Source organism: Patiriisocius marinistellae, assembly GCF_009014635.1.
In the GTDB taxonomy this organism is placed as follows: domain Bacteria; phylum Bacteroidota; class Bacteroidia; order Flavobacteriales; family Flavobacteriaceae; genus Patiriisocius; species Patiriisocius marinistellae.
Genome location: NZ_BKCF01000001.1, coordinates 1,368,156 through 1,393,119, shown reverse-complemented (window position 1 = coordinate 1,393,119; position 24,964 = coordinate 1,368,156). Strand labels below are relative to the sequence as shown.

General features: G+C 32.9%; 24 protein-coding genes and 1 pseudogene. 6 read left to right on the top strand and 19 right to left on the bottom strand.

From position 1 onward, the window contains the following. Window positions 1-102 precede the first annotated feature (102 nt). Together GB234_RS06270 and GB234_RS06265 are read left to right on the top strand one after the other, a co-directional pair. Window positions 103-1,326, top strand: a complete 1,224-nt coding sequence (locus GB234_RS06270) for an MDR family MFS transporter (RefSeq protein ID WP_151893648.1) — start codon at window positions 103-105, stop codon at window positions 1,324-1,326. 24 nt (window positions 1,327-1,350) lie between these two features. Further along, window positions 1,351-2,106 (top strand): DJ-1/PfpI family protein, encoded by a 756-nt coding sequence (locus GB234_RS06265; RefSeq protein ID WP_151893647.1) that lies wholly within the window; start codon window positions 1,351-1,353, stop codon window positions 2,104-2,106. 1 nt (window position 2,107) lies between these two features. Here the strand turns inward: GB234_RS06265 and GB234_RS06260 are convergent, their stop codons facing one another. Continuing rightward, complete coding sequence (locus GB234_RS06260; RefSeq protein WP_151893646.1) at window positions 2,108-2,323, bottom strand: DUF1328 domain-containing protein; 216 nt, start codon at window positions 2,321-2,323, stop codon at window positions 2,108-2,110. A 93-nt stretch (window positions 2,324-2,416) separates the two neighbouring features. Continuing rightward, the gene (locus GB234_RS06255; protein WP_151893645.1) at window positions 2,417-2,860 is read right to left on the bottom strand and encodes an Lrp/AsnC family transcriptional regulator; all 444 of its coding nucleotides are present in this window, start codon (window positions 2,858-2,860) and stop codon (window positions 2,417-2,419) included. A gap of 130 nt (window positions 2,861-2,990) precedes the next feature. Between GB234_RS06255 and GB234_RS06250 the strand changes: the two genes are divergently transcribed. Next, window positions 2,991-3,386 (top strand): hypothetical protein, encoded by a 396-nt coding sequence (locus GB234_RS06250; protein ID WP_151893644.1) that lies wholly within the window; start codon window positions 2,991-2,993, stop codon window positions 3,384-3,386. Between the two features lie 138 nt (window positions 3,387-3,524). Here the strand turns inward: GB234_RS06250 and GB234_RS06245 are convergent. The 5 genes and pseudogenes from GB234_RS06245 to GB234_RS06225 form a co-directional block, all read right to left on the bottom strand. Further along, a pseudogene (locus tag GB234_RS06245) lies at window positions 3,525-5,053 on the bottom strand (alanine/glycine:cation symporter family protein). 93 nt (window positions 5,054-5,146) lie between these two features. Then, window positions 5,147-6,259, bottom strand: coding sequence for a helix-turn-helix domain-containing protein (locus tag GB234_RS06240; RefSeq protein WP_151893643.1), 1,113 nt, complete (start codon window positions 6,257-6,259; stop codon window positions 5,147-5,149). Between the two features lie 115 nt (window positions 6,260-6,374). Beyond that, on the bottom strand, window positions 6,375-6,827 hold the full coding sequence (locus GB234_RS06235) for an RES family NAD+ phosphorylase (RefSeq protein WP_151893642.1): 453 nt from the start codon (window positions 6,825-6,827) through the stop codon (window positions 6,375-6,377). A gap of 6 nt (window positions 6,828-6,833) precedes the next feature. Next, window positions 6,834-7,325 carry an Xre family toxin-antitoxin system antitoxin gene (locus GB234_RS06230; RefSeq protein ID WP_151893641.1) on the bottom strand — a complete coding sequence of 164 codons (492 nt, stop codon included), beginning with the start codon at window positions 7,323-7,325 and terminating at the stop codon, window positions 6,834-6,836. 237 nt (window positions 7,326-7,562) lie between these two features. Continuing rightward, window positions 7,563-10,988 carry a methylmalonyl-CoA mutase family protein gene (locus GB234_RS06225; protein WP_151893640.1) on the bottom strand — a complete coding sequence of 1,142 codons (3,426 nt, stop codon included), beginning with the start codon at window positions 10,986-10,988 and terminating at the stop codon, window positions 7,563-7,565. Between the two features lie 161 nt (window positions 10,989-11,149). Here GB234_RS06225 and GB234_RS06220 point away from each other — a divergent pair, with 161 nt between their 5' ends. The 3 genes from GB234_RS06220 to GB234_RS06210 all read left to right on the top strand — a co-directional run bounded on the left by GB234_RS06220 (window position 11,150) and on the right by GB234_RS06210 (window position 13,115). Then, window positions 11,150-12,037, top strand: coding sequence for a T9SS type A sorting domain-containing protein (locus tag GB234_RS06220; RefSeq protein ID WP_151893639.1), 888 nt, complete (start codon window positions 11,150-11,152; stop codon window positions 12,035-12,037). A gap of 74 nt (window positions 12,038-12,111) precedes the next feature. Continuing rightward, window positions 12,112-12,819, top strand: a complete 708-nt coding sequence (locus tag GB234_RS06215; RefSeq protein ID WP_151893638.1) for a DUF4197 domain-containing protein — start codon at window positions 12,112-12,114, stop codon at window positions 12,817-12,819. A gap of 113 nt (window positions 12,820-12,932) precedes the next feature. Further along, window positions 12,933-13,115, top strand: coding sequence for a Lacal_2735 family protein (locus GB234_RS06210; protein WP_151893637.1), 183 nt, complete (start codon window positions 12,933-12,935; stop codon window positions 13,113-13,115). A 6-nt stretch (window positions 13,116-13,121) separates the two neighbouring features. On the opposite strand, the gene GB234_RS06205 is transcribed toward GB234_RS06210, so the two are convergent. The 12 genes from GB234_RS06205 to GB234_RS06150 all read right to left on the bottom strand — a co-directional run bounded on the left by GB234_RS06205 (window position 13,122) and on the right by GB234_RS06150 (window position 24,939). After that, window positions 13,122-13,895: an ABC transporter substrate-binding protein gene (locus GB234_RS06205; protein WP_151893636.1), complete on the bottom strand. Its 774-nt coding sequence runs from the start codon at window positions 13,893-13,895 to the stop codon at window positions 13,122-13,124. Next, entirely contained in the window at window positions 13,885-14,703 is an 819-nt protein-coding gene (gene pyrF / locus GB234_RS06200; RefSeq protein WP_151893635.1) for an orotidine-5'-phosphate decarboxylase, read from the bottom strand. The genes GB234_RS06205 and pyrF overlap by 11 nt, the downstream gene beginning before the upstream one ends. A 36-nt stretch (window positions 14,704-14,739) precedes the next feature. Then, entirely contained in the window at window positions 14,740-15,816 is a 1,077-nt protein-coding gene (prfA, locus tag GB234_RS06195; protein ID WP_151893634.1) for a peptide chain release factor 1, read from the bottom strand. Window positions 15,817-16,020: 204 nt separating this feature from the next. Next, on the bottom strand, window positions 16,021-17,199 hold the full coding sequence (locus GB234_RS06190; RefSeq protein WP_151893633.1) for an AIR synthase related protein: 1,179 nt from the start codon (window positions 17,197-17,199) through the stop codon (window positions 16,021-16,023). 87 nt (window positions 17,200-17,286) lie between these two features. Further along, window positions 17,287-18,792, bottom strand: coding sequence for a carboxypeptidase regulatory-like domain-containing protein (locus GB234_RS06185; RefSeq protein WP_172966848.1), 1,506 nt, complete (start codon window positions 18,790-18,792; stop codon window positions 17,287-17,289). An 11-nt stretch (window positions 18,793-18,803) separates the two neighbouring features. Next, entirely contained in the window at window positions 18,804-20,132 is a 1,329-nt protein-coding gene (locus tag GB234_RS06180) for a CsgG/HfaB family protein (protein WP_235906068.1), read from the bottom strand. Window positions 20,133-20,181: 49 nt separating this feature from the next. Next, on the bottom strand, window positions 20,182-20,586 hold the full coding sequence (locus GB234_RS06175) for a curli production assembly/transport component CsgF (protein ID WP_151893630.1): 405 nt from the start codon (window positions 20,584-20,586) through the stop codon (window positions 20,182-20,184). 12 nt (window positions 20,587-20,598) lie between these two features. After that, a complete protein-coding gene (locus GB234_RS06170) occupies window positions 20,599-21,342 on the bottom strand; it encodes a CsgE family curli-type amyloid fiber assembly protein (RefSeq protein ID WP_151893629.1) in 744 nt (247 codons plus the stop codon). Window positions 21,343-21,374: 32 nt separating this feature from the next. Next, window positions 21,375-21,860 carry a hypothetical protein gene (locus GB234_RS06165; RefSeq protein WP_151893628.1) on the bottom strand — a complete coding sequence of 162 codons (486 nt, stop codon included), beginning with the start codon at window positions 21,858-21,860 and terminating at the stop codon, window positions 21,375-21,377. Between the two features lie 117 nt (window positions 21,861-21,977). Next, entirely contained in the window at window positions 21,978-22,877 is a 900-nt protein-coding gene (locus GB234_RS06160; RefSeq protein WP_151893627.1) for a hypothetical protein, read from the bottom strand. A 213-nt stretch (window positions 22,878-23,090) separates the two neighbouring features. Beyond that, window positions 23,091-23,993: a hypothetical protein gene (locus tag GB234_RS06155; RefSeq protein WP_151893626.1), complete on the bottom strand. Its 903-nt coding sequence runs from the start codon at window positions 23,991-23,993 to the stop codon at window positions 23,091-23,093. Window positions 23,994-24,036: 43 nt separating this feature from the next. Then, the gene (locus GB234_RS06150; RefSeq protein WP_151893625.1) at window positions 24,037-24,939 is read right to left on the bottom strand and encodes a hypothetical protein; all 903 of its coding nucleotides are present in this window, start codon (window positions 24,937-24,939) and stop codon (window positions 24,037-24,039) included. Window positions 24,940-24,964: the final 25 nt, after the last annotated feature.

The following is a 24,964-nucleotide window of genomic DNA, read 5'->3' as shown; positions in this document are numbered from 1 at the left end:
GCTTTTGCGTATTGACAATCCTATAATAAGATATTTCAATGTATAAACGTCCCAGTATTCACTGGGACGTTTTATTTTTATATACCAACTCATCAACCAAAAATGAAAAAATTTTATAGAAATTATATAGCCAACTTTGAAGGGCTGTCTAAAGAAATCTGGTTGCTTTCATTAGTAACCTTTATTAATCGCGCAGGAGCAATGGTTATCCCTTTTTTATCATTGTATTTAGTCACCGATAAAGGATTTACAAAGCCAGAGGTAGGTATAATCATGACGTGTTTTGGTATTGGCTCATTTGCTGGCACTTGGATAGGAGGAAAATTGACAGACAGCATAGGGTTTTACAAAGTTATTACTGGAAGTCTATTTCTTGGAGGAGTTGGATTTTTCTTATTACAATATATTGATACTTTTTACGGTTTTTGTATAGGTATATTTTCACTCATATTAGTGGCAGATGCCTACAGACCCGCCATCTTTGTAGCAAGTGATGTTTATAGTAAAGAAGGAAATAAAACAAGAAGCATAGCTCTAATACGACTTGCAATAAACTTAGGCTTTTCAATAGGCCCAGTAATAGGAGGATTAATTATTGCTCACATAAGCTATACATCATTATTCTGGATAGATGGTATAACATGTGCCGCTGCAGCAATATTATTATTCATATTATTAAAACCAAAAAAAGCCACAATTGATGAACCAGTGATAATTATAAAAAAAGAAGGCCTTCCACCCTACCGCAATACCTATTTTGTATTATTTTTTATCATAATGGTTTTAACAAGCATCACTTTTGTACAATATTTTAGTGTCATGCCTCTCTATTATTCTGAAGATCATTTTTTAAATGAAGACACCATAGGATGGCTTATGTTTTTAAACGGCGCTATGATTGTAATCTTTGAAATGCCTCTTGTAGCCTGGTTAGAACGTATAAAAATATCAAAAACGATGGCAACTTTTTGGGGAGGCATATTTATTATGTTAAGCTTTCTAGTTGTAAACTTAACAAGCTGGAGTGGCGTACTTGTAGTTGGTATGTTATTAATGACCATTGGTGAAATGGTGGGCTCACCTTTTTCTAGCGCACTTGCATTAGAAATGGCACCTAAAGGAAGAAAAGGCAACTACATGGGCTTATATAGTATGAGCTTCTCAATATCTCATATGGTGGGACATAATGGAGGAATGAATCTTGCCGAAAGTTTTGGTTATGACATAACTTGGTACGCAATGGCTGCAGTGCTTATTATAGTTTCAATATTAACACTATGGTTGTACAGACTACTCAAAAAATCGCCTAAATTTAGCACTTTGTAAAACTTCTAATCAAACATTGACAATATGAAACACCAACTTCTTCTTTTCATTTTTTTCATAATTTTAAGCTGCGGAAATGTGCCAGACAAAGACAATGATAGTACTATTAAACATTTGACAGAAAATGTTGAGGAGAAGAAATTTCCGAAGTTAAATCCATTAAGATATAATGTCGCATTTTTAATAATGGACGGAACGTTTAATACAGAATTAACCGCGCCTTTTGATATTTTTCAACATACTATTTTTAGAGAAAACATAAAGGCAATGAATGTATTTACTGTTGCCAATACCGATAACGCTATTACTACATTTGAAGGGATGAAAATTATACCAGATTTTAATTATTTGAATGATAGCATTCCCAATATAGATATACTTGTTGTGCCAAGTGCAGAGCATCACCTTGATACGGACTTAGAAGATGAAGCTATGCTAAATTTTGTAAGAAAAGCCGATGCTCAAGCTCAGTTTGTGACATCACATTGCGATGGTGCTTTTGTATTAGCTAAAGCTGGATTACTTGATAATAAAGCATCAACCACTTTTCCTAGTGATGTTAAAGCAATGCGAGAGATGTTCCCTAATCTTGAAATAAAAGAAGATGTATTATTTGTACATGATGGAAAATATATAACCTCGGCCGGAGGAGCAAAAAGTTTTGAAGCAGCGTTATACCTCACAGAGTATTTATATGGTAAAAAAATAGCCCAATCTTTAGCAGATGGGCTTGTAATTAATTGGGACTTAAATAAAATACCTCACTTAATAATAAGATAGATTATTGATTCCTTAATTTATTTCTTAAATTTTTAAAACGTAATTTTTTCATATTTGTTGAGATTAATACAGCATCTAAACATGAAACTAAAAGTCCAACTACAGAGATTAAAAAAACAAATCTCACTATTGAACTACCAGTAAATTCAAGCCCTGTAAAACCCAATAATCCAGTAATTAAAGTTACTATTAAAAATTGTGAAGTATAATTTTTCATGGAAATGTATTTTGAGTTCCTATCAAAGATACTTTTAGATTTAAATTTTATTTCACAACAAATTATTAATTGTAAAATCTTTAACAGTTTAAGTTACTTGAGTCTAGCTATACTCCTATGAGCAACCACATGGGAGAGCACAATTTGTGTTTTAGTTTCCCCATAAACTATTAGTTGATCAATAAACGTTTCTAAGTGATTTTGATTTTTTAAAATAACCTCCATAACAATATTTTCATTTCCTGTAATACGGTAACAATTGAGTACCTCATCGTACGTTTTTACTTTCTCTAAAAAGGGCTTCAATTTCCCCATAAAAGCACGCAATGTGATTATTGCTTTTAATTGATATTCGGCTTTAAAAGGGGAAACTACTGTTTTATATCCAGTAATAAGACCCGCATCTTCCATTTTACGAATGCGTTCCCCAACAGCTGGCGAACTAATCCCCACTTGCCTGCCTATCTGTGCATTAGATTGTCTTGCATTGTTTTGAAGAGCATCTAAAATCTTCCAATTAATCGCATCTATTTTCATTTTACTGAAATTTTAATTATTTCGTTAATATTTAAACCAAATATACATTTTTGCTTTAATTATTAAATATAAAAATCGAAATTAGTGATTAAATTTGGATTGCTAGATTAAGAAAAATAACATTATTATCATGAGCTCTCAAGTTCCCGAATTTACACCTACATCACCTATTTACTTAAAGGCCGTAGAGATTTTTGCCCTTTCAAGAAATATTGCAACATATCTTGTTGAGGACTTTTCTTCATTACAAGAAGAAAATAAGGAACACCCAGACGTCTACTTTACTGGAGATATTGTACAACAATCTATATCATTAGCACCAGAAATATTAAGAGCAGAGCAAAAAATATTTTCAGAAGAAAAATACAAGCATGTTGCTTCTATTGATAGACTTACAAATTTATTACACAGAAATTGTGATAGACTAGAACGCAGTAGCAGCAACGGAAAAGATTTTCTTCCTATTCTTAGAAAAGAACTTAAAAAATTTAGAAAGCTTCAACGCACTTGGATGTTGACTTTATAATTATTTTTTTGTGCTTACCTTCAAAGGCAAAACAGCTCGCATCAACATAATTTTCTACATTTTAAATTAAAACTTAAACTCTTGGGAATAAATAATATTTCCGAAGTTAATAGCAACCTAAATGATAAAAAAAATGAATCATCTTTTAATCATTTTTAAATAGGTTGATAATTCTTGTTTTACTTTCTTCCGTAGTAAAAACAATCCAATCATATTAGGCACTAACATTGCAAAAATCATCGCATCACTAAATAGGGTAACCGAACCTAATGTAATAGCTGCACCTAAAACGGTGAATATACAAAAAATGAACTTGTAAATATATTCACGTTTTTTACTACGCCCAAAAAGGTAACTCCATGTTTGATATCCATAATATGACCACGAAATCATAGAAGAAAATGCAAATAAAATTACGGCAATTGATAATAAGTAAGGAAACCAAGACACGCCACTTTCTAGTGCAGTCGCAGTAAGTAATACACCTTCTTCATCACTTAAAATTGTTCCAGGAACAATCTGTCCAGTAATAATAAGCACTAGCGCAGTCATCATACAAACAACTACAGTATCAATAAATGGCTCTAATAAAGCTACTAACCCCTCACTAGCTGGGTATTTTGTTTTACCGCACTGTGTGCAATTGAAGAACTTCCTATGCCCGCTTCATTACTGAATGCTGCTCTTTTAAACCCTTGTATTACAACACCAACAAAACCTCCAGTAACGCCTTGTGGGTTAAATGCTCCATCCCAAATGGCTTTAAAGGCACTTGGGATTTCATGAAAGTTGAGTCCTAAAATAGTGAGCACCGCTAACAAATATATAATCACCATAAAAGGCACAACCTTGTCGGTCACATTTGCTGTTTTTTTGATCCCACCAATAATTACGATCCCTACTAAAATTGCCATAATAAGCCCAAATAACCAACCTTGTTCATGAATAAAACTAGACTCTGCTCCAGTTACATATTCAAATAATTTAAACGCTTGATTGACTTGAAACATATTCCCACCACCAAAGGAACCACCAATACACATAATTGCAAAAACGATAGTTAAAAATTTTCCCACTTTAGGAATCCCTAATTCTTTAAGTCCCTTTTTTAAATAATACATGGGACCACAAAAAATGACCCCTTCTTCATTAACCTCTCTATATTTAACTCCCAGTGTACATTCAACAAACTTTGATGCCATCCCTAAAAAACCTATCAATATCATCCAGAACGTTGCTCCTGCGCCACCTATAGAAAGTGCAATTGCAACACCAGCAATATTGCCCAAACCCACTGTAGCAGAAACTGCTGCCGTCAAAGCTTGAAAATGACTTACCTCTCCATCACCCTCAACTCTAATAGTATCTGGATTATCACCATCAACATTTAACACTGAATTTGAAACTACAACCGCATCATCTTCTAAAACATCATAATTGCCACGCACCACTTTAATAGCAGTTAAAAACCCACGAACATTAACACCCTTAAAATAAATAGTAAAATAGCTTGCTCCAAGGATGAGAACTACCAATACCCACGGTACACCTATGGTTTCATTTATTGGGATTTCGGCAAAAATAGTGTCTGTAAACCAACTCGTGGCTGCGCTAAATTGTTCGTTAACTCGTTCATCAAAAGATGGTGACTGTGTAAGAAAAATCATGGGTATGTTTTTCTCGCAAGTTGTTATAAATGTAGGTTTGCAACAAGGTTAACCACTAATCAAAATGCGTAGTCAATATGGTTAAGCATATGGTTACTTGGCTTCGGAAATGGATTGAAATTCAACCAAATTGTTCTGTTTTGCAAAAGTGATTAATTGTTCTTTACCTCCAGCCCCGCTTATATTTAAAATCTTTTTTATTTGATGAATATGTGTTTGTAATCCATCTAAACTTATGTGCATTTCTTGTGCGACCTGTGAGTACGAACTTTTACCTCCCAAATAGGCTAGATTAGCTAAAACTTCTTTTTGACGCGTAGATAAATCTACTTTTGAAGACGAAATTAGTACTCCCATTTCCATTTTCATACTTTTGATGGTGTCCAAATGACTCTCATTAGCAAGCGAAATTTTCTCCAATTCTGCTTTGAGTTTGTTATTTTGAATTAAAAGGGTTTGTGCGAGTGTTTGTTGTTGTTCCTTTTCGGATAAAAATTTCCAGCTATATAATAAAATTGAAAATAGTAGGATAAACAAAAACTTGAAAGAGATTGCCGAAATACTCCCTACTATTAACCAAAATTCTTGATCAATAAACTGCACTACTTGGTCCTGTGGTATTATACGTTGAGAAACTGCTACAATTATTAAAACAAATAGTGCCGTGGTTGGAAGGCGCATAAATTTCATTTGTCTACTTGAAAAAGCATTATTCAATTCAAGTAATAATGAAATTGCAACAAAAATAGAGATGGGAATATCAATTAGCCACGTAAAATTTGAACTCAGGTCTGTGTTTGTAAATGATGTTGTTAAAAAGACAAATGAAATCATTCCTAGCACACCACTGTACAACATTATAAACTCCTTAGTTGAAAATCGTTCTACTAATCGTACGCCAAGTCCTCTCTGGTTTGCATGTTCAATTGAAGGAAGCGAAAGTAATATGAACAGAGAGTTAGCCAACGAAATAAATACTCCCCAATAAACAGTTATTTTATGCGAGCTTCCTAAAATTTCGGTCAACGTCAAATTACCCATCGCACCCAATCCCCAAGTGAAAATTGCAAGTCCAAACCATTTAATTCCTTGAACAGAAGATGCTTGAACACTTTTTTGTCTTTCTTTAATAAAAATACGCTGCATAATAATTGCTGTGATAAGGCAGACAATTGCAGTTACTGTATATTCTAATGTTGCTAACAAACGGATGTTTTAATGTTAAAGATACATTTTTGTTTGATTGATATAAAAATAGATTTAATTTGAAAAACGTGTTTTAATGATCGATTTCTATTTTATCCTCTACGATATTTTATAATTAAATTCTTTCATCAATTTTTAAACGCTCAACTTTTGTAATCTCTAATTTTGATATTAAAGGGTGCTTAGGATTGACGAGTATATTATTTTCTTGCGGCAAAACAACCGATGGTACAGCCATCGCTAGGGATGTTCGATTTTTAAGCCATAAACTCCCCCAATTCTCTGTATGTGTTTGTGAAACTAAAGCATTCCATTGTGGTAATAAAACAGCTTGCTCTTGAGCAGACATTAAATTTTCTTTTGGAATTGATGCTTCTATGTAATAAAAATCATTATCAATGAATTGGTAATCTAAATGTACAAGGATTTCTAACACACAAAGAGAAAGGTGTTCTGAAAAATATAGCATCGCATCTCCTCTATTATTCCAACGTCCTCCAAATAATCTCGCGCCTTCACCTGACAAATCATCTTTATATGCCTCTTTTACAATTCGATATATCTTCATGAAATATTAAGAATAAACGCCATGCTCAATACGCCCCATGACATCTCTAACCATTTTAATACCAAATGTTGTATCTAAATAATCTATAGGCATTTTATAGGATAATGCCCGTACATCTTGATGTACCCATTTTTTAAACCGTTCTATTGTACCAAAAACTTGAATACCATGCGAAATTAATTGTGCTATTTCTAAAATTTGCTCCGTACTGTATGCATTTAAGAACTCATCATCTTTTTTTCTTTGTAATGTTCTATGCGAAATATGTAATAACCCACTCATTTTTTCCATTGAAACACCAAGTACAAAACAAACTGAAGCCAGTACAGATTTAGGCAATCCTCTGCGAGTTAATGCTATGAGATCAATATCATTTTGAATATCATAACCTACAGCACGACTACCACCAAGAACTCCTATCAGTCTATCATATTTACTATTAATACTATAATAAGTTTCTGGCTCACTCATTATATTTTTTATAGGTTTATCTTTCATAACTACGCCATTTGTCACAAATATACACTTTTTTGTCGTGATTGTTATATTATAGTAGCTATAATTTTAAATTAACATATAATTCCTTAAACACAAATCAAAAAAATCCAACATTTAAAAATGTTGGATTTAAAATATATTAATAGTTAATTATTATAACCTAGAGTTAAATGGTCACAAAAAAAATTGGAAAAATCGATTAACGCAATTTTGTCAATATAAAAAGGTGATTCACTCTTACATGTTTCTCCTATACTGCCCACCTACTTCAAATAGCTTCGCTGTAATTTGCCCTAAAGAACAAACTTTTGTGGCTTCCATTAATTGCTCAAACATATTTTCATTATTAATGGCGGCATGCTGTACTTTTTTAATACTTTCTTGTGCCTTTTCACCAAAAGCTTTGTGGAGATTATTCAGCGTTTCAATTTGATATTGTTTTTCTTTCTCGGTCGCTCGTATTACTTCAGCTGGTTGTACCGTTGGTGAACCTTTACTACTTAAAAAAGTATTTACTCCAATGATAGGGAATTCTCCTGTATGCTTTAATGTTTCATAATATAAACTCTCTTCTTGTATTTTGCTACGTTGGTACATTGTTTCCATAGCGCCTAATACACCACCTCTTTCAGTGATTCTGTCAAATTCTAATAAAACCGCTTCCTCAACTAAATCTGTTAATTCCTCAATAATAAATGAACCTTGAATTGGGTTTTCATTTTTCGCAAGTCCTAATTCTTTATTAATAATCAATTGAATAGCCATTGCTCTACGAACACTTTCCTCTGTAGGTGTAGTAATTGCTTCATCGTATGCATTTGTATGCAATGAATTACAATTATCATAAATTGCATATAATGCTTGCAACGTTGTACGTATATCATTAAAGTCAATTTCCTGTGCATGTAATGATCGTCCAGAAGTTTGAATATGATATTTTAACATTTGAGCTCTTGAATTTGCAGCATATTTATTTTTAAGTGCTTTACTCCAGATCTTACGAGCTACACGTCCAATTACAGAATATTCTGGGTCAATACCATTACTAAAGAAGAATGATAAATTAGGTCCAAATTTATTTATATCCATTCCACGACTCAAATAGTACTCTACATAAGTAAATCCATTTGAAAGTGTAAAAGCTAATTGTGTAATAGGATTTGCGCCAGCTTCTGCAATATGATAGCCACTTATAGAAACTGAATAAAAATTACGCACTTGTTTTTCAATAAAATACTCTTGAACATCTCCCATTAAACGAAGTGCAAATTCTGTAGAGAAAATACATGTATTTTGCGCTTGGTCTTCTTTTAAAATATCAGCTTGGACAGTTCCACGCACTTGCATCATCGTATCTGCCTTTATTTTATAATAAACATCTTTAGACAATACCAAATCTCCTGTCACTCCTAAAAGCACTAAACCAAGGCCATCATTACCCTCTGGCAAATCCCCTTGATATACTGGTCTATCTACCTGTCGTTCTTCATAAATAGCTTTTATTTTTTCTTCGATTTCTTTTTCAAGACCGTTTTCTTTAATGTATTTTTCACAATTTTGATCAATGGCAGCATTCATAAAAAAGCCAAGTAACATAGGTGCTGGCCCATTAATTGTCATACTTACCGAAGTCATAGGATGACTTAAATCAAAACCACTGTATAATTTTTTAGCATCGTCTAAGCAACAAATTGAAACACCCGCATTACCAATCTTTCCGTATATGTCTGGGCGATGGTCTGGGTCATTTCCATACAGTGTTACACTATCAAAGGCAGTAGACAACCGCTTTGCTGGCATCCCCAAACTCACATAGTGAAAACGACGATTGGTACGTTCTGGGCCACCTTCACCAGCAAACATCCTAGTTGGATCCTCCCCAGTTCTTTTAAATGGATACAATCCTGATGTATAAGGAAATTCTCCCGGAACATTTTCCTGCAATGTCCATCTAAGGGTATCTCCCCATGCTTGATATTTAGGTAAACAAACTTTAGGTATTTGTGTGTGCGATAATGACTCTGAATGTGTCTCAATTTTAATCTCCTTATCTCGTACTTTAAATGAATAAATAGGATTTTTATAACGATTTACTTTTTCATCCCATCCAGTAATTACCTCCCAATTATAAGGGTCTAAATTTAATTTTACACGGTCAAATTCAGCAAGCAACAGTTTAACTAATTCTTTATTTTCTTCGGAAATTTTAAGTTCTTCGGAAACAATACCTGCTTTGTTAAGTTCTGGTTTTTTATCCAAAACAGATTCCATTGTTTTATATATTCCATATAGCTTTTGGGCAACTTCAGCTTGTTCGTTTGCTGTTTTATCGTAAGCTCTATTCGTTTCAGAAATTTCAGAAAGATATCTTGTTCTTGCTGGTGGAATTACAAAAATCTTTTCAGACATCTCATCAGTAATCTCAAAAGAACTTTTTAAATCCGTCTCTGTTTTTTCTTCTAGCTCTGCCATAATAGCGCTATACAATTTGTTCATCCCAGGATCATTGAACTGGGAAGCAATTGTTCCATAAACTGGCAAATCATCTTGATGCGTTTCCCATAATTGATGGTTACGCATATATTGTTTTTTTACATCACGTAAAGCATCTAGAGATCCCCTTTTGTCAAACTTGTTAATAGCAACAAGGTTTGCAAAATCAAGCATATCAATTTTTTCAAGTTGTGTTGCAGCACCAAACTCTGGCGTCATTACATATAATGACACATCGCTATGCTCTAAAATTTCGGTATCACTTTGTCCAATCCCCGAAGTTTCTAAAATAATAAGGTCATATTCTGCAGCTTTAATTACTTCAATCGCTTCGGCAACATATTTTGATAAAGCAAGGTTGGATTGTCTTGTAGCAAGGCTTCGCATGTATACTCGAGGCGAATTAATTGCATTCATTCTTATTCTATCGCCCAACAATGCACCTCCAGTTTTACGTTTTGACGGATCTACGGAAATGAGACCGATTGATTTCTCGGGGAAGTCAATTAAAAACCTTCTAACTAATTCATCTACTAGTGATGATTTACCCGAACCACCTGTACCCGTAATTCCAAGGACCGGTGTTTTTAAATCTTTATTTTTTTTATGGATTTTATTTAAAGTTTCTGCAGCTATTTCGGGGAAATTTTCGGCTGCTGAAATCACTCGAGCAATGGCACCACTGTTTTTTTCAACTAAAAGCGAAAGTTCTCCGTTTAATTCATTTCCGATAGGAAAATCTGATGTTTTAACTAGATCATTAATCATCCCTTGTAATCCAAGTTCTCGACCATCATCTGGAGAATAGATACGTGTGATACCATATTCCATCAATTCTTTAATTTCTGACGGTAAAATCACACCGCCACCACCGCCGAATATTTTAATATGACCAGCGCCTTTTTCTTGCAATAAATCATACATGTATTTAAAATACTCATTATGTCCACCTTGATATGAGGTCATTGCGATAGCATTTGCATCTTCTTGTATTGCGGTATTTACAACTTCTTCTACACTTCTATCATGACCTAAATGTATAACCTCTACACCTGTTGATTGGATTATGCGTCGCATAATATTAATTGCGGCATCGTGACCATCAAAAAGTGATGCTGCAGTTACGATTCTTACTTTATATTTTGGTGTATAAGGAGTTTGCTGTTGCATGTTATATTCAAAAATGTTATTAAGAAGACAAATTTAATTAAAAATAACCCGTGTTCACTGACTTTAACGCCGAAAATATGTCTTAAAATTTACACAAATTTTTGTTCTAAGTCATTATTTTAATTATATTGCTCGCTCATTTAAACTTAAAAACAGATATTATGAAAAAAATTTACATTTTAGCCTTAGCAGCTATAGGCTTTACTACTACATCTAATGCACAATTATTAGATGATAACATGGAAGACTATTTAGTTGATGGCAACATAAGCTTACAATCTTCTTTATGGAGAAATTGGGGTGGTGATAATACAGTTGATGCTGAAGCTGCAAACGTTTCTGATTTATTTGCATTTGACGGAAGTCTTTCTATGGAAGTAGAAGAAGGTGTTGACCAAATACTTGAATTTCCAAGTGGTGTAACATCTGGAACAGTTACATTAAAAATGAAAATGTACATCCCTACAGGTCAATCAGGTTATTTCAACTTACAAGGAGCTATTCCTGCTGGAGCTTTAACAGGTTCTTTCTTAACGACTGACATCTATTTTAATCAAAACAACGCAACTCCTGGTGAAGGTAGTGATGGAACCAACTCTTGGAGTTTCCCTCATGATTCATGGTTTGATGTTGCATTTGTAGTAGATATGGATGGTCAAACTTTTAGAATGGTAATTGCTGGTGTAGATGCTATTCCTACTCAAGCTTTCAACGACGGTAGTATTACTGAATTTGGTGGAGTTGATTATTTTGGTGGAGACGCAACAATTTTATATTATATAGATACTGTTTCTCTAGAAGAAGGAAACACTTTAGGAGCTGAAGACTTTAATGCAGATGTATTTTCTGTATACCCTAACCCAGTTGTAGACGTATTAAACATTAGCTCAAAGGCTCCTGTTGATGCAGTTGTTGTTTATGACATTTTAGGAAAAGTTGTTGCTCAATCAAACTCAAAAACTGTTGATATGAGTGGATTATCTTCTGGTGCTTACTTAGTTAATGTAACTATTGGGAATACTTCAAAAACTATCAAAGTAATTAAGTAATTAATACTTAACTATTTTAAAAGGCGCTTCTCAAAAGAAGCGCCTTTTTTTTTAAAAAATTTAAAAAACGTATTATGAAAAAGTCTATTTTTTTATCGATCATTTGTTTTATGTCTCTCTCTTGTGCAGAACTTCAAAATGTCGTAAACACATTACCAACTTCGCAAGGAGGACTCGACCCAACCACAATTGCTAGCGGTCTTAGACAAGCCTTAGACCTAGGGATAGATAAACAAGTGACTAAACTCACTCAAAAAGATGGGTTTTATAAAAATTCTCTTGTCAAAATATTGCTGCCAGAAGAACTGCAAAAGGTTGATAACACTTTACGAAGTATAGGCTTAGGGAAATTAGCCGATGAAGGATTAAAAGTTATGAACCGAGCTGCTGAAGATGCTGTTAAAACAGCAACTCCTATATTTGTTGACGCTGTAAAGAATATTACTTTTGCTGACGCTAAAAATATATTGTTAGGAAATAACACTGCTGCTACAAGCTATCTTGAAGGCAGAACAACACAAGCGCTATATCAACAATTTAACCCTGTTATTAAAAATTCTTTTTCAAAAGTGGGAGCAGATAAAGTATGGAGCAACATCATAAATAAATACAATGCAATCCCATTAACAAATAAAGTAAATCCAGACTTAACCGACTATGTCGCCTCTAAAGCGCTAGAAGGTGTATATACAATGATTGGGGAGGAAGAAAAAAAAATACGCACCAATCTTAATTCAAGAACTACAAGTCTACTTAAACAAGTTTTTGCACTACAAGATTAATATTTTAACGTTTTTGAATAAATCTCTAACTCTTTTACAAAAATCTTAACGAAGTATTATTAAATATTTCAAAGATCCAGCTATATCTTTGTAGGATAATAAATTACTTAACGATGTCACTCTGGAATAGAAAAAAAACGAGATTAGAGAAACTTCAAACGAAGTATTGTGACCTAATGCGCAAATCTTTTGAAACAGCCTTGAGAGATAGAGAAAAAAGCAAATTAGTTAAAGAAAGAGCGCTAGAAATTTATGAAGAAATTGAATATTTAAGCCTTAAAGGTGCAGATAAATAGTTTGTGCTATTTGTGCAACTCTTTAAAATAATTAAACGCTTTAATAATTCTAGATCCATACCACGAAAAATATTCACCATCTACTAAACGCACTTCAGTTTGAAGTGCGTTTTTTAATTCCTCGACATTTTTATTTTTAAATGGGTAAGGCTCTGTCGACAATAATATTAAATCTAAATTTTTAAGAATTTTTAAATCTACTTCTGGATATCTCGAATTAATTGGCGCAAAATTTTCATAGTTATTTAGCTCCAGCATATTATTTATAAATGTATTTTGTCCAGCAATCATATAAGGCTTTTTCCAGATTAAATAAGCAACTTTTTTTGATCTCCTACCCCTCATAAATTTTTTAAATTCTAAAAAATTTTTATCAATAGCGCTATTTAGGGATGTAGCTTCAAATTTCTTATTCAAAAGAAGCCCTAAGCTTTTAATCATTTTTTTATTATCTTCTAACGTATAAATATCACTCACCCATGTTGGCGCAATATTTTGACAAGCGTCAACAATTTCTTTTGAGTTTTCTTCTTTATTACAAATGATTATATCTGGCTGAAGTAATAATATTTTTTCAAAATCAACATTTTTAGTCCCCCCTACTATACTGCTATTTTTCTTTATTGTAACCGGATGCACACAAAATTTAGTGACTCCCACAATAGAATCTCCTAGCCCTAAATCAACTAGCAGTTCTGTTTGGGAAGGTACTAATGAAACAATACGACTTGGCACAACTTTAAAAACCAATTTTCTACCTAATTGATCCTTAACGCGCATCTAAAATAACTTCCATTTGTTGTTGAAGCACTTTAGCTGCTTTTGCTGCTTCATTATAAAATTGAGTATCATTACCAGCATAAATAACTCCTCGAGATGAATTTACAAGTAACCCTACATGTTTATTCATTCCGTATTTGGCTACGTCTTGTAAATTACCACCTTGAGCTCCTACACCAGGTACTAAAAGAAAACTGTCTGGTATAATTGAACGAATATCAGCTAAATATTCAGCCTTAGTAGCACCCACTACATACATTAAATTTTTAGCATTTTTCCATGCAGTTGACGTTTGCAACACCATCTTGTAAAATTCTTGCCCACCAACATCTTTAGTCTGAAAATCAAAAGCACCTTCGTTTGATGTTAGCGCTAACATTATTGTATGTTTATTTTCAAACGCTAAAAAAGGCTCTATTGAATCTTTTCCCATATATGGAGCAACAGTAACACTGTCAAAAGCCAGATCATCAAAAAAAGCTTTTGCATACATTGTTGAGGTATTCCCTATATCACCTCTTTTTGCATCAGCGATAGTAAAAATCTCTGGATAATTTTTATTTAAATATTCAATTGTTCTTTCTAATGATCTCCAACCCTTTAAACCATATGCCTCATAAAAAGCAGTATTTGGCTTATAAGCCACAGCCAAGTGGTGTGTTGCATCAATTATTGCTTTATTAAAGGAGAAGATAGGATCTTCTTCAGAAAGAAGATGTTTTGGTATTTTATCTAGGTCAACGTCAAGTCCAATACAAAGAAATGATTTTTTACGATTAATTTCAGAAATTAAATTTTTAGTAGTCATTTCTCAAAGTCTTGATGTTGTTAAATTTCAGAATAATTAAAAACTATCACCCGTTTCCTTCAAACGTTCTGTATTATCAACCAATTGCAGCTCATCAATAATTTTCTGAATATCTCCATCAATTATATTATTTAAATCGTACAAAGTCAGATTAATACGGTGATCTGTTACACGTCCTTGAGAATAATTATAAGTTCTAATTTTAGCACTTCTATCACCACTTGTTACTTGAGAACCGCGCTTTAATGCGTCTTCTGCTTGTTTCTTTGCAAGTTCAAGATCATATAATCTAGATCGTAAAACCTTAAAAGCCTTCTCTTTATTTTTGTGTTGAGATTTTTGGTCTTGACATTGCGCTACAAGTCCTGTGGGAATGTGAGTCAAACGTACTGCAGAATAAGTGGTATTTACAGACTGTCCCCCTGGTCCTGAAGAGCAGAAAAAATCAACCCGAACATCTTTTGCCTCTATTTGTACATCAAATTCCTCAGCTTCTGGAAACACCATTACTGTTGCCGCACTTGTGTGAACACGCCCCTGAGTTTCTGTTTGTGGAACTCGCTGAACACGGTGTACGCCAGCTTCAAATTTCAAAGTTCCGTAGACATCGTCTCCTTCTACCTCCATCTGTATTGCCTTGTAACCACCACTAGTGCCTTCACTAAAGTCTACAACACTTGTCTTCCATCCTTTACTCTCACAATATTTTGTATACATACGATGCAAATCACCTGCAAATATACTTGCCTCATCGCCACCAGTTCCTGCCTTGATTTCCATCACAGCATTTTTAGCATCCTCAGGATCCTTAGGGATAAGCATAAATTTGATCTCTTCTTCAAGAATATCTATTTTAGATTTGGCTTCATCCATTTGCATCTTGGCCATTTCAACCATATCTGCATCACTGCCATCTGCTAATATTTCATCAGCCTCTGCTATACGCTCTGTTGCCATTACATAAGCCTCACGTTTTTTCATTAATGCATTTAAATCTTTATATTCTTTTGTAAGTTGAATATATTGTTTTTGATCACTAATAACATCAGGCTGGATGATGAGGTCACTCACCTCATCAAATCTATTTTTTACTATTTGAAGTTTATCTAACATAATTCAATATTCACCCCTTCATTTTGAAAAGGACGATGGCAAATTTACAATAATTTAACGGAATCTTTTGGTGGTTTAACTTCGGAAATTTGAGCCATTAAAAGGATTAATACTATTTGATTTTTAGCAGAAAGTTTTAAATATTTAATATTTCCGAAGCCAATATATGAAATCAAATTTTCAAACAATTATAGAAGGTACTCACTAATATGAAAATGTCCCAAATTCAGATTTTATGGTTAGTGATTTTTCTTTAGCAGCTTCAACTTTTCCTATTATTTGGGCAGGTACATTAAAACTTTCTGATATTTTAATAATTTTATCTGCTACATCTGGCGCTACATAAAGCTCCATGCGATGCCCCATATTAAACACTTGATACATTTCTTTCCAATCTGTACCACTTTCTTCTTGAATTAGCTTAAAAAGTGGCGGTATGTTAAACAAATTATCTTTTAGAATATGAAGGTTATCTATAAAGTGAAGTATTTTTGTTTGGGCCCCACCACTGCAATGAACCATTCCATTAATATTTGACGCTCCTACTTCTGAAATAATTTTTTTAATAATTGGCGCATATGTTCTTGTTGGAGACAATACTAATTTACCGGCATTCAGAGGACTGTTTTCAACAGCGTCAGTCAATTTTTTAGAACCTGAATAAACTAAATCTTCTGGCACAGCTGCATCAAAACTTTCTGGATGATTTTTTGCAAGCTCTTTGTCAAATACATCATGGCGTGCAGAGGTCAAACCATTACTTCCCATTCCTCCATTATATTCTGTCTCATATGTTGCTTGCCCAAATGAGGCTAAACCAACTATAACATTACCTGGTTTTATATTTTTGTTGTCTATGACTTCACTACGCTTCATACGAGCTGTAACTGTAGAATCAACGATAATAGTCCGGACTAAATCACCCACGTCTGCAGTTTCACCACCTGTACTGTGAATTTCAACTCCGTGGTTTTTTAAATCTGAAATAAGCTCTTCTGTTCCATTAATTATTGCTGATATTACATCACCAGTAATTAAGTTTTTATTTCTACCTATAGTTGAAGAAAGTATAATATTATCTACTGCTCCCACACAAAGTAGATCATCTATATTCATTATTAAGGCGTCTTGAGCTATACCTTTCCATACAGAAATATCTCCAGTTTCTTTCCAATACATATATGCAAGAGAAGACTTTGTGCCTGCGCCGTCTGCATGCATTATTAGACAATAGTCTGAATCTCCAGTTAAATAATCTGGAACTATCTTACAAAATGCTTGTGGGAACAAACCTTTATCTACATTTTTGATTGCGTTGTGGACATCTTCTTTTCCCGCAGAAACACCTCGTTGGGCGTATCTTTTTGATATTTCTTGACTCATTTATATAGTTTTAACAAGAGCGTAAAAATACAAAATGAAAAAACGCCTTAAAAATTTAAGGCGTTCTAAGTTTGTAAATTATATTTCTTAATTTTCCCAGTCTGGCATTTTACCATCATTTGTAACCACTACAAAATTTTGATCTGTAAGTGTAAAATCGTGAGTAAAAACTTGAGACGGTTCACCAAAGCCCCTACCCTTTTGAGTGTATATAACATTATTTTCATTTGGGGAAAAACGCGGATCTATATTTAAAAAGCCCTCTGTCACACTAGTTAACAACGCTTGAGTAGTCATTGAAGAAATTTCATAAATAAATAAACGAGCTTCTTGCAATGCATAATTAGGCAATTCTGTTCCAGAAACATCTCGATAATATAATACTCTATCTCCATCAACATCTAAATTTAAACCCCCAGCTCCGCCTGGCATACCGCTTAAAATTGTTTCTAGCCTATTACCATCTAAATCTATTGTAAATATTTCTGCATTATAACCTTCGCTATTATTTGTTTTAACAGCTATAACATCATCAAATCTACTCCAATCAACTTCAGTAACAAAATTTCCGTCACTTAAATTAAAAAAAACTCTTAGTCCAGTTCCATTTGAAGAAATTTGATAGAGAGTTCCAAATGCAGGATACAATAAAGTATCTCCTTGCGGAGACCATGTAAAATCTAATTCTTCAAAATTAAAACCTTGTAATGGCTGAGAGTTTGTTATTTGAACTTGATTGCTACCATCTTCATTCATAGTAAATAAATGAACATTACCACCTACATTTCTCAAAAAAGCAATCTTACTAGTGATGGAATTTCTTCTTGGCCTAAAACTATTAACAGATGGACTTGTTAGTCTAAATTCGTTACCATCTTGATCTGTTGAATAAATAACATTGTTACTATTCTCTTCACGAACAAATAAGATATCTAGTTGTGGTGATGTAGTTGTTTCAAAATTAAACAAATTACTAAAGACTGGTGACGTAACATTATCTGTAGCAGAAACTTGCCAAAAATACTTAGTACCAAACCTTAAGTTTTCTACAGTATAAATTGTATCTGTAATATTTTCAAAATCTAGTACATCACTATCTGTCTCATTATATATTTTCAAATTATATACAATATCATCATTCTCATCTGTATCAATTGCAGACTGCCATTCAAAATTCACTGTTGTCCCAAGATCTGTTGAGTTATTTTCAGGAGTAAGCAACACAGGGTTTGTAGGAGGAGAATTCCCTTGATCTGACACTAAAAGTTCAAACACTACATTGACAGGTCCATCTGCAATTACATTAGCTGGCTCAAAACCAGATAAAAAATCATCTAAGTCTGCCTGTACAGAATAACTTCCTAAAGGAACATTAGAAAGTGTAAAATTACCTCCAGCATCTGAAAACACAGTAGATGATACAGGTTGAGTTGTAATTTTAACATTCTCTAGGGGTGTATTATCTTGATCTTTTACAACTTTCCCAGTAATTGACCCTGTTTGATTACCGTCTATACGATCTTCACTACAAGAAAATATAAAGAGGAATAAAATTACCCCTAAGCTATATTTATATATATTGTTTATTTTCATAACATTATGCATTAAAATCCTAAGTTGTAGTTAACACCAAAGTGAACATTGTAATAATGATCATCTTTTGAACCATTTATAACATTGTCAATTTTATCTGAAAAAGAGTAGTTATAATCTCCCTTCAAAAAGAAGCTAAATGCATCAGAGCTATGGTATTCAAGACCAATTCCATATTGAATTTTTCCAAATGAATCTCCTTTTTGAAGAAATTTAAATGGCTCATCATCTACAAATAATAAAAGTCCAGGACCTCCATATATATATGGAGAAAATTTATCATTACTTAAAATTCTATATTCAAAATTTAAATCAAAATCCATAAACCAGTAGTTTATTTCAGGTGAAGAATACAGTTTAAATAATCCCGCAGCAGCATTAACACGGAACGAATTTGTTAAATCGTATTTATATCCAAGTTCTACAGCAAAATCTGGATCATGAGTTGCTAGATCTCCATCAATAAGAGCAGCTCCTATAGCTGCATGAATGCTGTGCTTTCTATCATTTTCATAAAATTTTCTATTATAAAGCCCGATTGCCTCTTCCTCTTCTTTATTTTTTAGATATTCTGTTTTAATTTCTTCTCTTTTTTCTTCTCCCCCTTCTGCTACCCATAAACCATCAATTATACCCTCATAAACTAAACTTTCGACTGCTTTTTCAATGGCTTCCTTAACAGCAAGTTCTGCCGGTTCATTTTTTGTATAACCCGTCTCAACTTCTAACAACCGTTGAAAATTAACATATCTAAATAGTCCAGCATCAACTCCTTGAGATAAAATTGTTTTTGAAACATAAACTGTTTTCACTACTTCGCCAGTTGATGTAGCCACTGCTCTTAAATAAATAGTAATTCTATCTTGACGATATTGGGTAGAACCTCCAATCCCAAAATAGCGGGCTCCAGCTCCGCCAGTTAAAATATTCGAATCGTAAGATATTATACCTCCTTCTAGGATTACACCTGCAAACAAGAGTGGAGATAATCTTTGGACTTGTGTTTTGTCTGAGGCATAATCATTTCTAGTAGCCTCAATAATTTTTCTTTCTTGTAATAAATTACTTAAATTTTCTCTTTCTATAGGTCTAAACCACTTTGAGTCCTCTAAAGCCTTAATTAAAACAGTAGTAGCTCCTTGAGTTACTGCTGTACTAAAATTACTACCCGCTTGAGTTTGTTTATATTGACCTGTTTGATCTTTAAAGTTATAAACACCAATGACAACCTTTTTTTCTGGTGTTGGCAACGATCTTATTGATTCTGTATTTTTTGTTGTTTCTCCTATACGGGCATCTTGAAATTTTGTAGGTTGATTAAAATAAGAGCCACAACTCACAAAAAATAATGTTATAAAAAACACTAAAACTTTTTGAAAATAAATCATGCTAATTAGGAACAATAATTTGAGTCTGTTCACCATTATTAGTGTCAAGAATATTAATAATAAGACCAGTAATACCTTCTGCTATTTCAACTTCTAAACTCCCGAAAGTAAATGTACCTGGCTGTAATGTATCTGAATCAAATTGATTATTAAACACTTCACGAGATATCTGGCTTAACAGCTGTCTATTCAAATTATCCGCAAATTGACTTAATTCACTCGTTTCCTCATTTTGTTGGGTATTGGGATCGGTAAAACTATTTTGTGCGTTTGCAGAGCTTAATAGCCATTGATAATTAAATGTATCTCCACCAAATGCTGGATTCACTGCTTTATAAACCAATTGTTGTGCAAAACCAAAAAAAGGAAATATTATGAATATTATAAATATTATAATTTTTTTCATTAACTAAAAATTTTAATAACGTTCAATTTGATTGTTCATGTTTTTTTTATTCTGCAAATATTTTACAATATTATCTATAGTGAATTGAGACATATATTTCAAATATTGTTCTTTAGGTCTTAAAAAAAACTCGCTCAACAAAACTCCATCAATTCTCACTTCTATTTTTGTATTTCTTCCTAAAGCAAGTACCTCTTTAACATCAATTATCTCTTCTGCATTAATCTCACTCAAAAAATATTGTGCATAAAATATTTTATAAAAATCATTCCCAAATTTTGTTCGAGTATCTTGTGTAACAATGCCACTAATTAAAGCATCATTATAAGCACTAGCTCTTATCTCTTCTTTCGAAAGCACAATAGGTACCTTTTCACTACTCTCTTCATCAAACTGTGACCATCTAGCTTTACCAATTAATTTTTCTCTGGCGTCATAAACTAATAAAAGAATAATAATCTTTGTCTTATCAGTTTTTGGAATTGTAATCTCTCCTAAAAATTTTTTCTCAAATGGCTTTAAAAAAAAGCCTCCTTCTTCATCAGTTTTATTTAATTTCTCATCCTCTGAAATCGTTTTAATTATTGAAAAAACAAAACGTAAATCTTGGTTTACTTCAACTAAATTATTTGCTCTGGCTTTAATTTCTGTAAATTCAGTATTTTCTTCAACAAGCAAATCTGCTTTTACAATTGTATTATATTGTCCCTTAGCAACAATACTAATAATAAAAATAATGTAAAGAAAAGATTTCATGCTGAAATTCTAAGAATCAAAAATATAAAATTTTAAAAACTAATAATAGTAATAGTTTTATTAGAACCCAACATATTAACTTCAAGCCCATTAGATATACTATTAGATCCAATTTTATTAACTTCAAGATTATTTCCTACTTGACTAACATTAGAATTAACTGAACCAAATGTATTATTTACAATTTCAATAATAGAATTATTTGATCCGTTTTGAAGAAGATTAGCACTAACATCATTTACATTATAAGAGACGTCAATAGTATTATTAGATCCTCTTTGATCTATAAATACATTTGATTTTTTTGCTTTGACGAAAACCGAAGCGTCATTATTAACTCCTATTTGATTCACTTGGGCAATATTTAATGATCCATTGGGTAAAGGAGCATTATTAACTACAGAAGAGAGTAAAGAAAGTTGATTATTCTCAATTAGTTCATCTGCTATTTTATTAGTTTGAGAAAAGCAATTAAAACTTCCAAACAATAGAAATGATATGTAAAAACAAATTTTCATCTTCTTGGTTTTTTATAAAGTTACTAAAATCATTTGTAATCTATATAAAAATAAGGTGCTAAAAAAATAGCACCTTATTAAATAATCATCAAACTCTTTAAATTAAAGAATCTTTTTTTAATTGCTAATTTGAGTAACCGTTGCAGTATTTGCACCACTTTGGTTTATAGCACTATTGTTAACTTCTCCAAAAGAACCAGGCCCCATTGTTGGCGAAGCTAAACTATTAGTTTGCATTACAGTAGCAGTGTTATTAGCATCTCCTGCAACTAAATCACCTTGGTTTACCGTAGAGTAAGCAAGTGAACCAGTTTGAGTTACCGTAGCCTCATTAGAATAATTTGCTAACGCATTTGCACCACCATTTTGAACAATAATAGATCTTTGATTAGCACCATTTTGTGTAGCTAATGCATAGTTGTAAGAACCATTTTGATTTATTGTACTCCCTTGTGTGTAACCTGCTGGATTACCTGCTAATGGAGCGATAGACATATTTCTGTCTTGATCTGTCTCCGCATAGTTGTTATCTCCTTGTTGATTGTGACTAGCAAAGTTACCTTCTTCCATTTGATCAACCTTAGATTCTTGAGAGTCTCCAGTTTGATCAATATCTGCTAAGTTAGCTACAGCAACTGAACCTGCCGCTGTAAATTGATCAACATCTGAACTATGACCATCTCCTGTTTGATCTACTAACGCAGTGTTACCACCACTCTGAAGAACATCAGAAGAGTTAGTTGCTGCTGTACCAGCTAAACCTTGACCACCACTTTGTGTAACAACTGCTGTACTTGCACCTGTTTGATCTACTATAGAAGAGTTATCTCCTGTTTGAGTAACTGTAGCAAGATTTGTTCCTACTTGATCTACATCACTAAAATTATAAAAAGACCCTATACTTGTTTGTGTAACAGTAGCTGTGTTACCAGCTATTTGATCTAGTTCTGATACATTTTGACTAATACCAACTGCTGTGAATGTTAATGCTAATGCACTTAAAATTACTTTTTTCATTTTGTTAAATTTAAATTATTAATTGAATTATTTTAGTTGCTGACTCAAAACAAAAATTTCATTTTTTAATGAAATATTAGGATTGAGAAATTTCCTTATTAATAACTTATTTCAATAACTACACTGAATATAAGTTAACTTGGGGTTTTATATTAATTTAATTTATGAAAAGTAAGGATGTATTATTTACATCCTTACATTCAATTATCCTAATTAGTTATTAGTTTGTGTTACAGTAGCTGTATTTCCTCCCATTTGATTTTCTGTTGAAATATTACCCAAGAAAGCAGTTGATAAATTCTCTTGAGTTACAGTAATTAAATTGTTACCATCATTTCCTAACATAGAATCACTTTGTGTAGTGGTCGACATGTTGTTATATCCATCTTGATCTATCGTTGCTACGTTGCTTTCTCCAAGAGTAATTGGAAAACCTGCTGAAGTTTGTTGATCTACAGAAGACTGGTTATTACTACCATCCTGATTTACAGTAGAAAGGTTATAATTACCTCTTTGCACTACAGTAGACTCTTGCTCGAAGCCAGCGCCTACAGAGCTAAGAACACCGTCAGAAGTTTGATTTGTATTACTAGTGTTTCTACCTCCGAATTGATCTACATTAACCGAGTTATCATCATTCACTTGAGTAACATAAGACCCATTGTGAAAAGGTCCTTGCAATACTCTCGCATAGTTACCATCTCCACCCGAAGCTACATTATTTTGATCTATTTCAGAAATGTTTCCACTTGCAGGATTTCCGCCTCCTAGGTTAGCTTGATCTACATCAATAACATTTCCAGATCCATTTTGAATAGCTGTTGAGGTATTTACATCAACATAAAATGTAGGCTGGTTACCCCCTATTTGATTAATATCGGCCATGTTACCAGTTCCGGTTTGATCAACCGTAGAATCGTTGTTACCTTCTTGATTTACCTGAGCATCGTTTCCAGATCCATCTTGATCAACATCACTATTATTGTAAAATGTGCCTGTTGAAACTTGTACAATATCAGCGTTGTTAGAACCCATTTGATCTAGTTCATTCACATTTTGAGCATAAGACATTGTACCAATCATTAGCGCTGCAGCGCCTAAAATTACTTTTTTCATAATTGTAAAATTTAGTTATTAATATTTAGTTGATAATTATTATTTAATTATTTGTTTGTGTTACAGTTGCGGTATTTGCACCTAATTGAGTTGCAGTATTCATATTACCTAAACCATTTACCATATTCGTTTGCATAACTGTAGCAGTATTATCTCCTCTTAATGAATTATTAAGGTTATTTTGAACTAAAACACTAGTACCAAGATCTCCATCTTGGACTATATAAGCCTCATTAGTCATAGGAGTACTATTTAAAGTTGAACTTTGATTTACAGAAGAGTCATTATTATCACCATTTTGAGCTACATCTGAAAAGTTTCTACGAAATCTTTGCATAACAGTAGACCTATTTAAATAACCTCCAGCTAAAGAACCAGAGGAAAGCTCAGATGACGTTTGATTACTTATAGATACATTACTTAAATCTCTTTCTTGAGTAACACTTAAATAGTTATTACCGTTGGTTTGTGTTGCAGTTGAAGTTTGATTTCTCTTTGTTTGTGTTATTGTAGCGAAATTTCCCACTCCATTTGAAGAAGCTGTATTGTTTTGAGTTAATACTGAAGAGTTACCACTTGCAAAATTATTTCCTACACCAGAAACTTGTGAAACAAAAGCTTGATTATTTGTACCATCTTGATCTATGGAAGAGTCTTGACGGTTTTGATTAAAACCAGGATTTCCATTACCGCCAACTTGGTTCACTGTAGCCATATTTAAAGTTCCTGTCTGAGTTAAAACCGACTCATTATTACCCACTTGAGTTATTTGAGCATCATTGCTTGCTCCATTTTGATCAACATCACTAGCGTTATAAAATACCCCTGTTGAAGTCTGATTAATATCAGCATTATTTGTACCTGATTGAAGCAAATCACTAATATTCTGTGAAAACCCCATTAAAGTTAAAAATGAAAACATTCCTGTTAAAATTACTTTCTTCATAATTAGATAGATTTTTAGTTATTAA

What these genes read in the sequence shown, in the direction of transcription:
- GB234_RS06270 (WP_151893648.1), top strand. Translation starts at nt 103, where the DNA reads ATGAAAAAATTTTATAGAAATTATATAGCCAACTTTGAAGGGCTGTCT.
- GB234_RS06265 (WP_151893647.1), top strand. Translation starts at nt 1,351, where the DNA reads ATGAAACACCAACTTCTTCTTTTCATTTTTTTCATAATTTTAAGCTGC.
- GB234_RS06260 (WP_151893646.1), bottom strand. Translation starts at nt 2,323, where the DNA reads ATGAAAAATTATACTTCACAATTTTTAATAGTAACTTTAATTACTGGA.
- GB234_RS06255 (WP_151893645.1), bottom strand. Translation starts at nt 2,860, where the DNA reads ATGAAAATAGATGCGATTAATTGGAAGATTTTAGATGCTCTTCAAAAC.
- GB234_RS06250 (WP_151893644.1), top strand. Translation starts at nt 2,991, where the DNA reads ATGAGCTCTCAAGTTCCCGAATTTACACCTACATCACCTATTTACTTA.
- GB234_RS06235 (WP_151893642.1), bottom strand. Translation starts at nt 6,827, where the DNA reads ATGAAGATATATCGAATTGTAAAAGAGGCATATAAAGATGATTTGTCA.
- GB234_RS06230 (WP_151893641.1), bottom strand. Translation starts at nt 7,325, where the DNA reads ATGAAAGATAAACCTATAAAAAATATAATGAGTGAGCCAGAAACTTAT.
- GB234_RS06225 (WP_151893640.1), bottom strand. Translation starts at nt 10,988, where the DNA reads ATGCAACAGCAAACTCCTTATACACCAAAATATAAAGTAAGAATCGTA.
- GB234_RS06220 (WP_151893639.1), top strand. Translation starts at nt 11,150, where the DNA reads ATGAAAAAAATTTACATTTTAGCCTTAGCAGCTATAGGCTTTACTACT.
- GB234_RS06215 (WP_151893638.1), top strand. Translation starts at nt 12,112, where the DNA reads ATGAAAAAGTCTATTTTTTTATCGATCATTTGTTTTATGTCTCTCTCT.
- GB234_RS06210 (WP_151893637.1), top strand. Translation starts at nt 12,933, where the DNA reads ATGTCACTCTGGAATAGAAAAAAAACGAGATTAGAGAAACTTCAAACG.
- GB234_RS06205 (WP_151893636.1), bottom strand. Translation starts at nt 13,895, where the DNA reads ATGCGCGTTAAGGATCAATTAGGTAGAAAATTGGTTTTTAAAGTTGTG.
- pyrF (WP_151893635.1), bottom strand. Translation starts at nt 14,703, where the DNA reads ATGACTACTAAAAATTTAATTTCTGAAATTAATCGTAAAAAATCATTT.
- prfA (WP_151893634.1), bottom strand. Translation starts at nt 15,816, where the DNA reads ATGTTAGATAAACTTCAAATAGTAAAAAATAGATTTGATGAGGTGAGT.
- GB234_RS06190 (WP_151893633.1), bottom strand. Translation starts at nt 17,199, where the DNA reads ATGAGTCAAGAAATATCAAAAAGATACGCCCAACGAGGTGTTTCTGCG.
- GB234_RS06185 (WP_172966848.1), bottom strand. Translation starts at nt 18,792, where the DNA reads ATGAAAATAAACAATATATATAAATATAGCTTAGGGGTAATTTTATTC.
- GB234_RS06175 (WP_151893630.1), bottom strand. Translation starts at nt 20,586, where the DNA reads ATGAAAAAAATTATAATATTTATAATATTCATAATATTTCCTTTTTTT.
- GB234_RS06170 (WP_151893629.1), bottom strand. Translation starts at nt 21,342, where the DNA reads ATGAAATCTTTTCTTTACATTATTTTTATTATTAGTATTGTTGCTAAG.
- GB234_RS06165 (WP_151893628.1), bottom strand. Translation starts at nt 21,860, where the DNA reads ATGAAAATTTGTTTTTACATATCATTTCTATTGTTTGGAAGTTTTAAT.
- GB234_RS06160 (WP_151893627.1), bottom strand. Translation starts at nt 22,877, where the DNA reads ATGAAAAAAGTAATTTTAAGTGCATTAGCATTAACATTCACAGCAGTT.
- GB234_RS06155 (WP_151893626.1), bottom strand. Translation starts at nt 23,993, where the DNA reads ATGAAAAAAGTAATTTTAGGCGCTGCAGCGCTAATGATTGGTACAATG.
- GB234_RS06150 (WP_151893625.1), bottom strand. Translation starts at nt 24,939, where the DNA reads ATGAAGAAAGTAATTTTAACAGGAATGTTTTCATTTTTAACTTTAATG.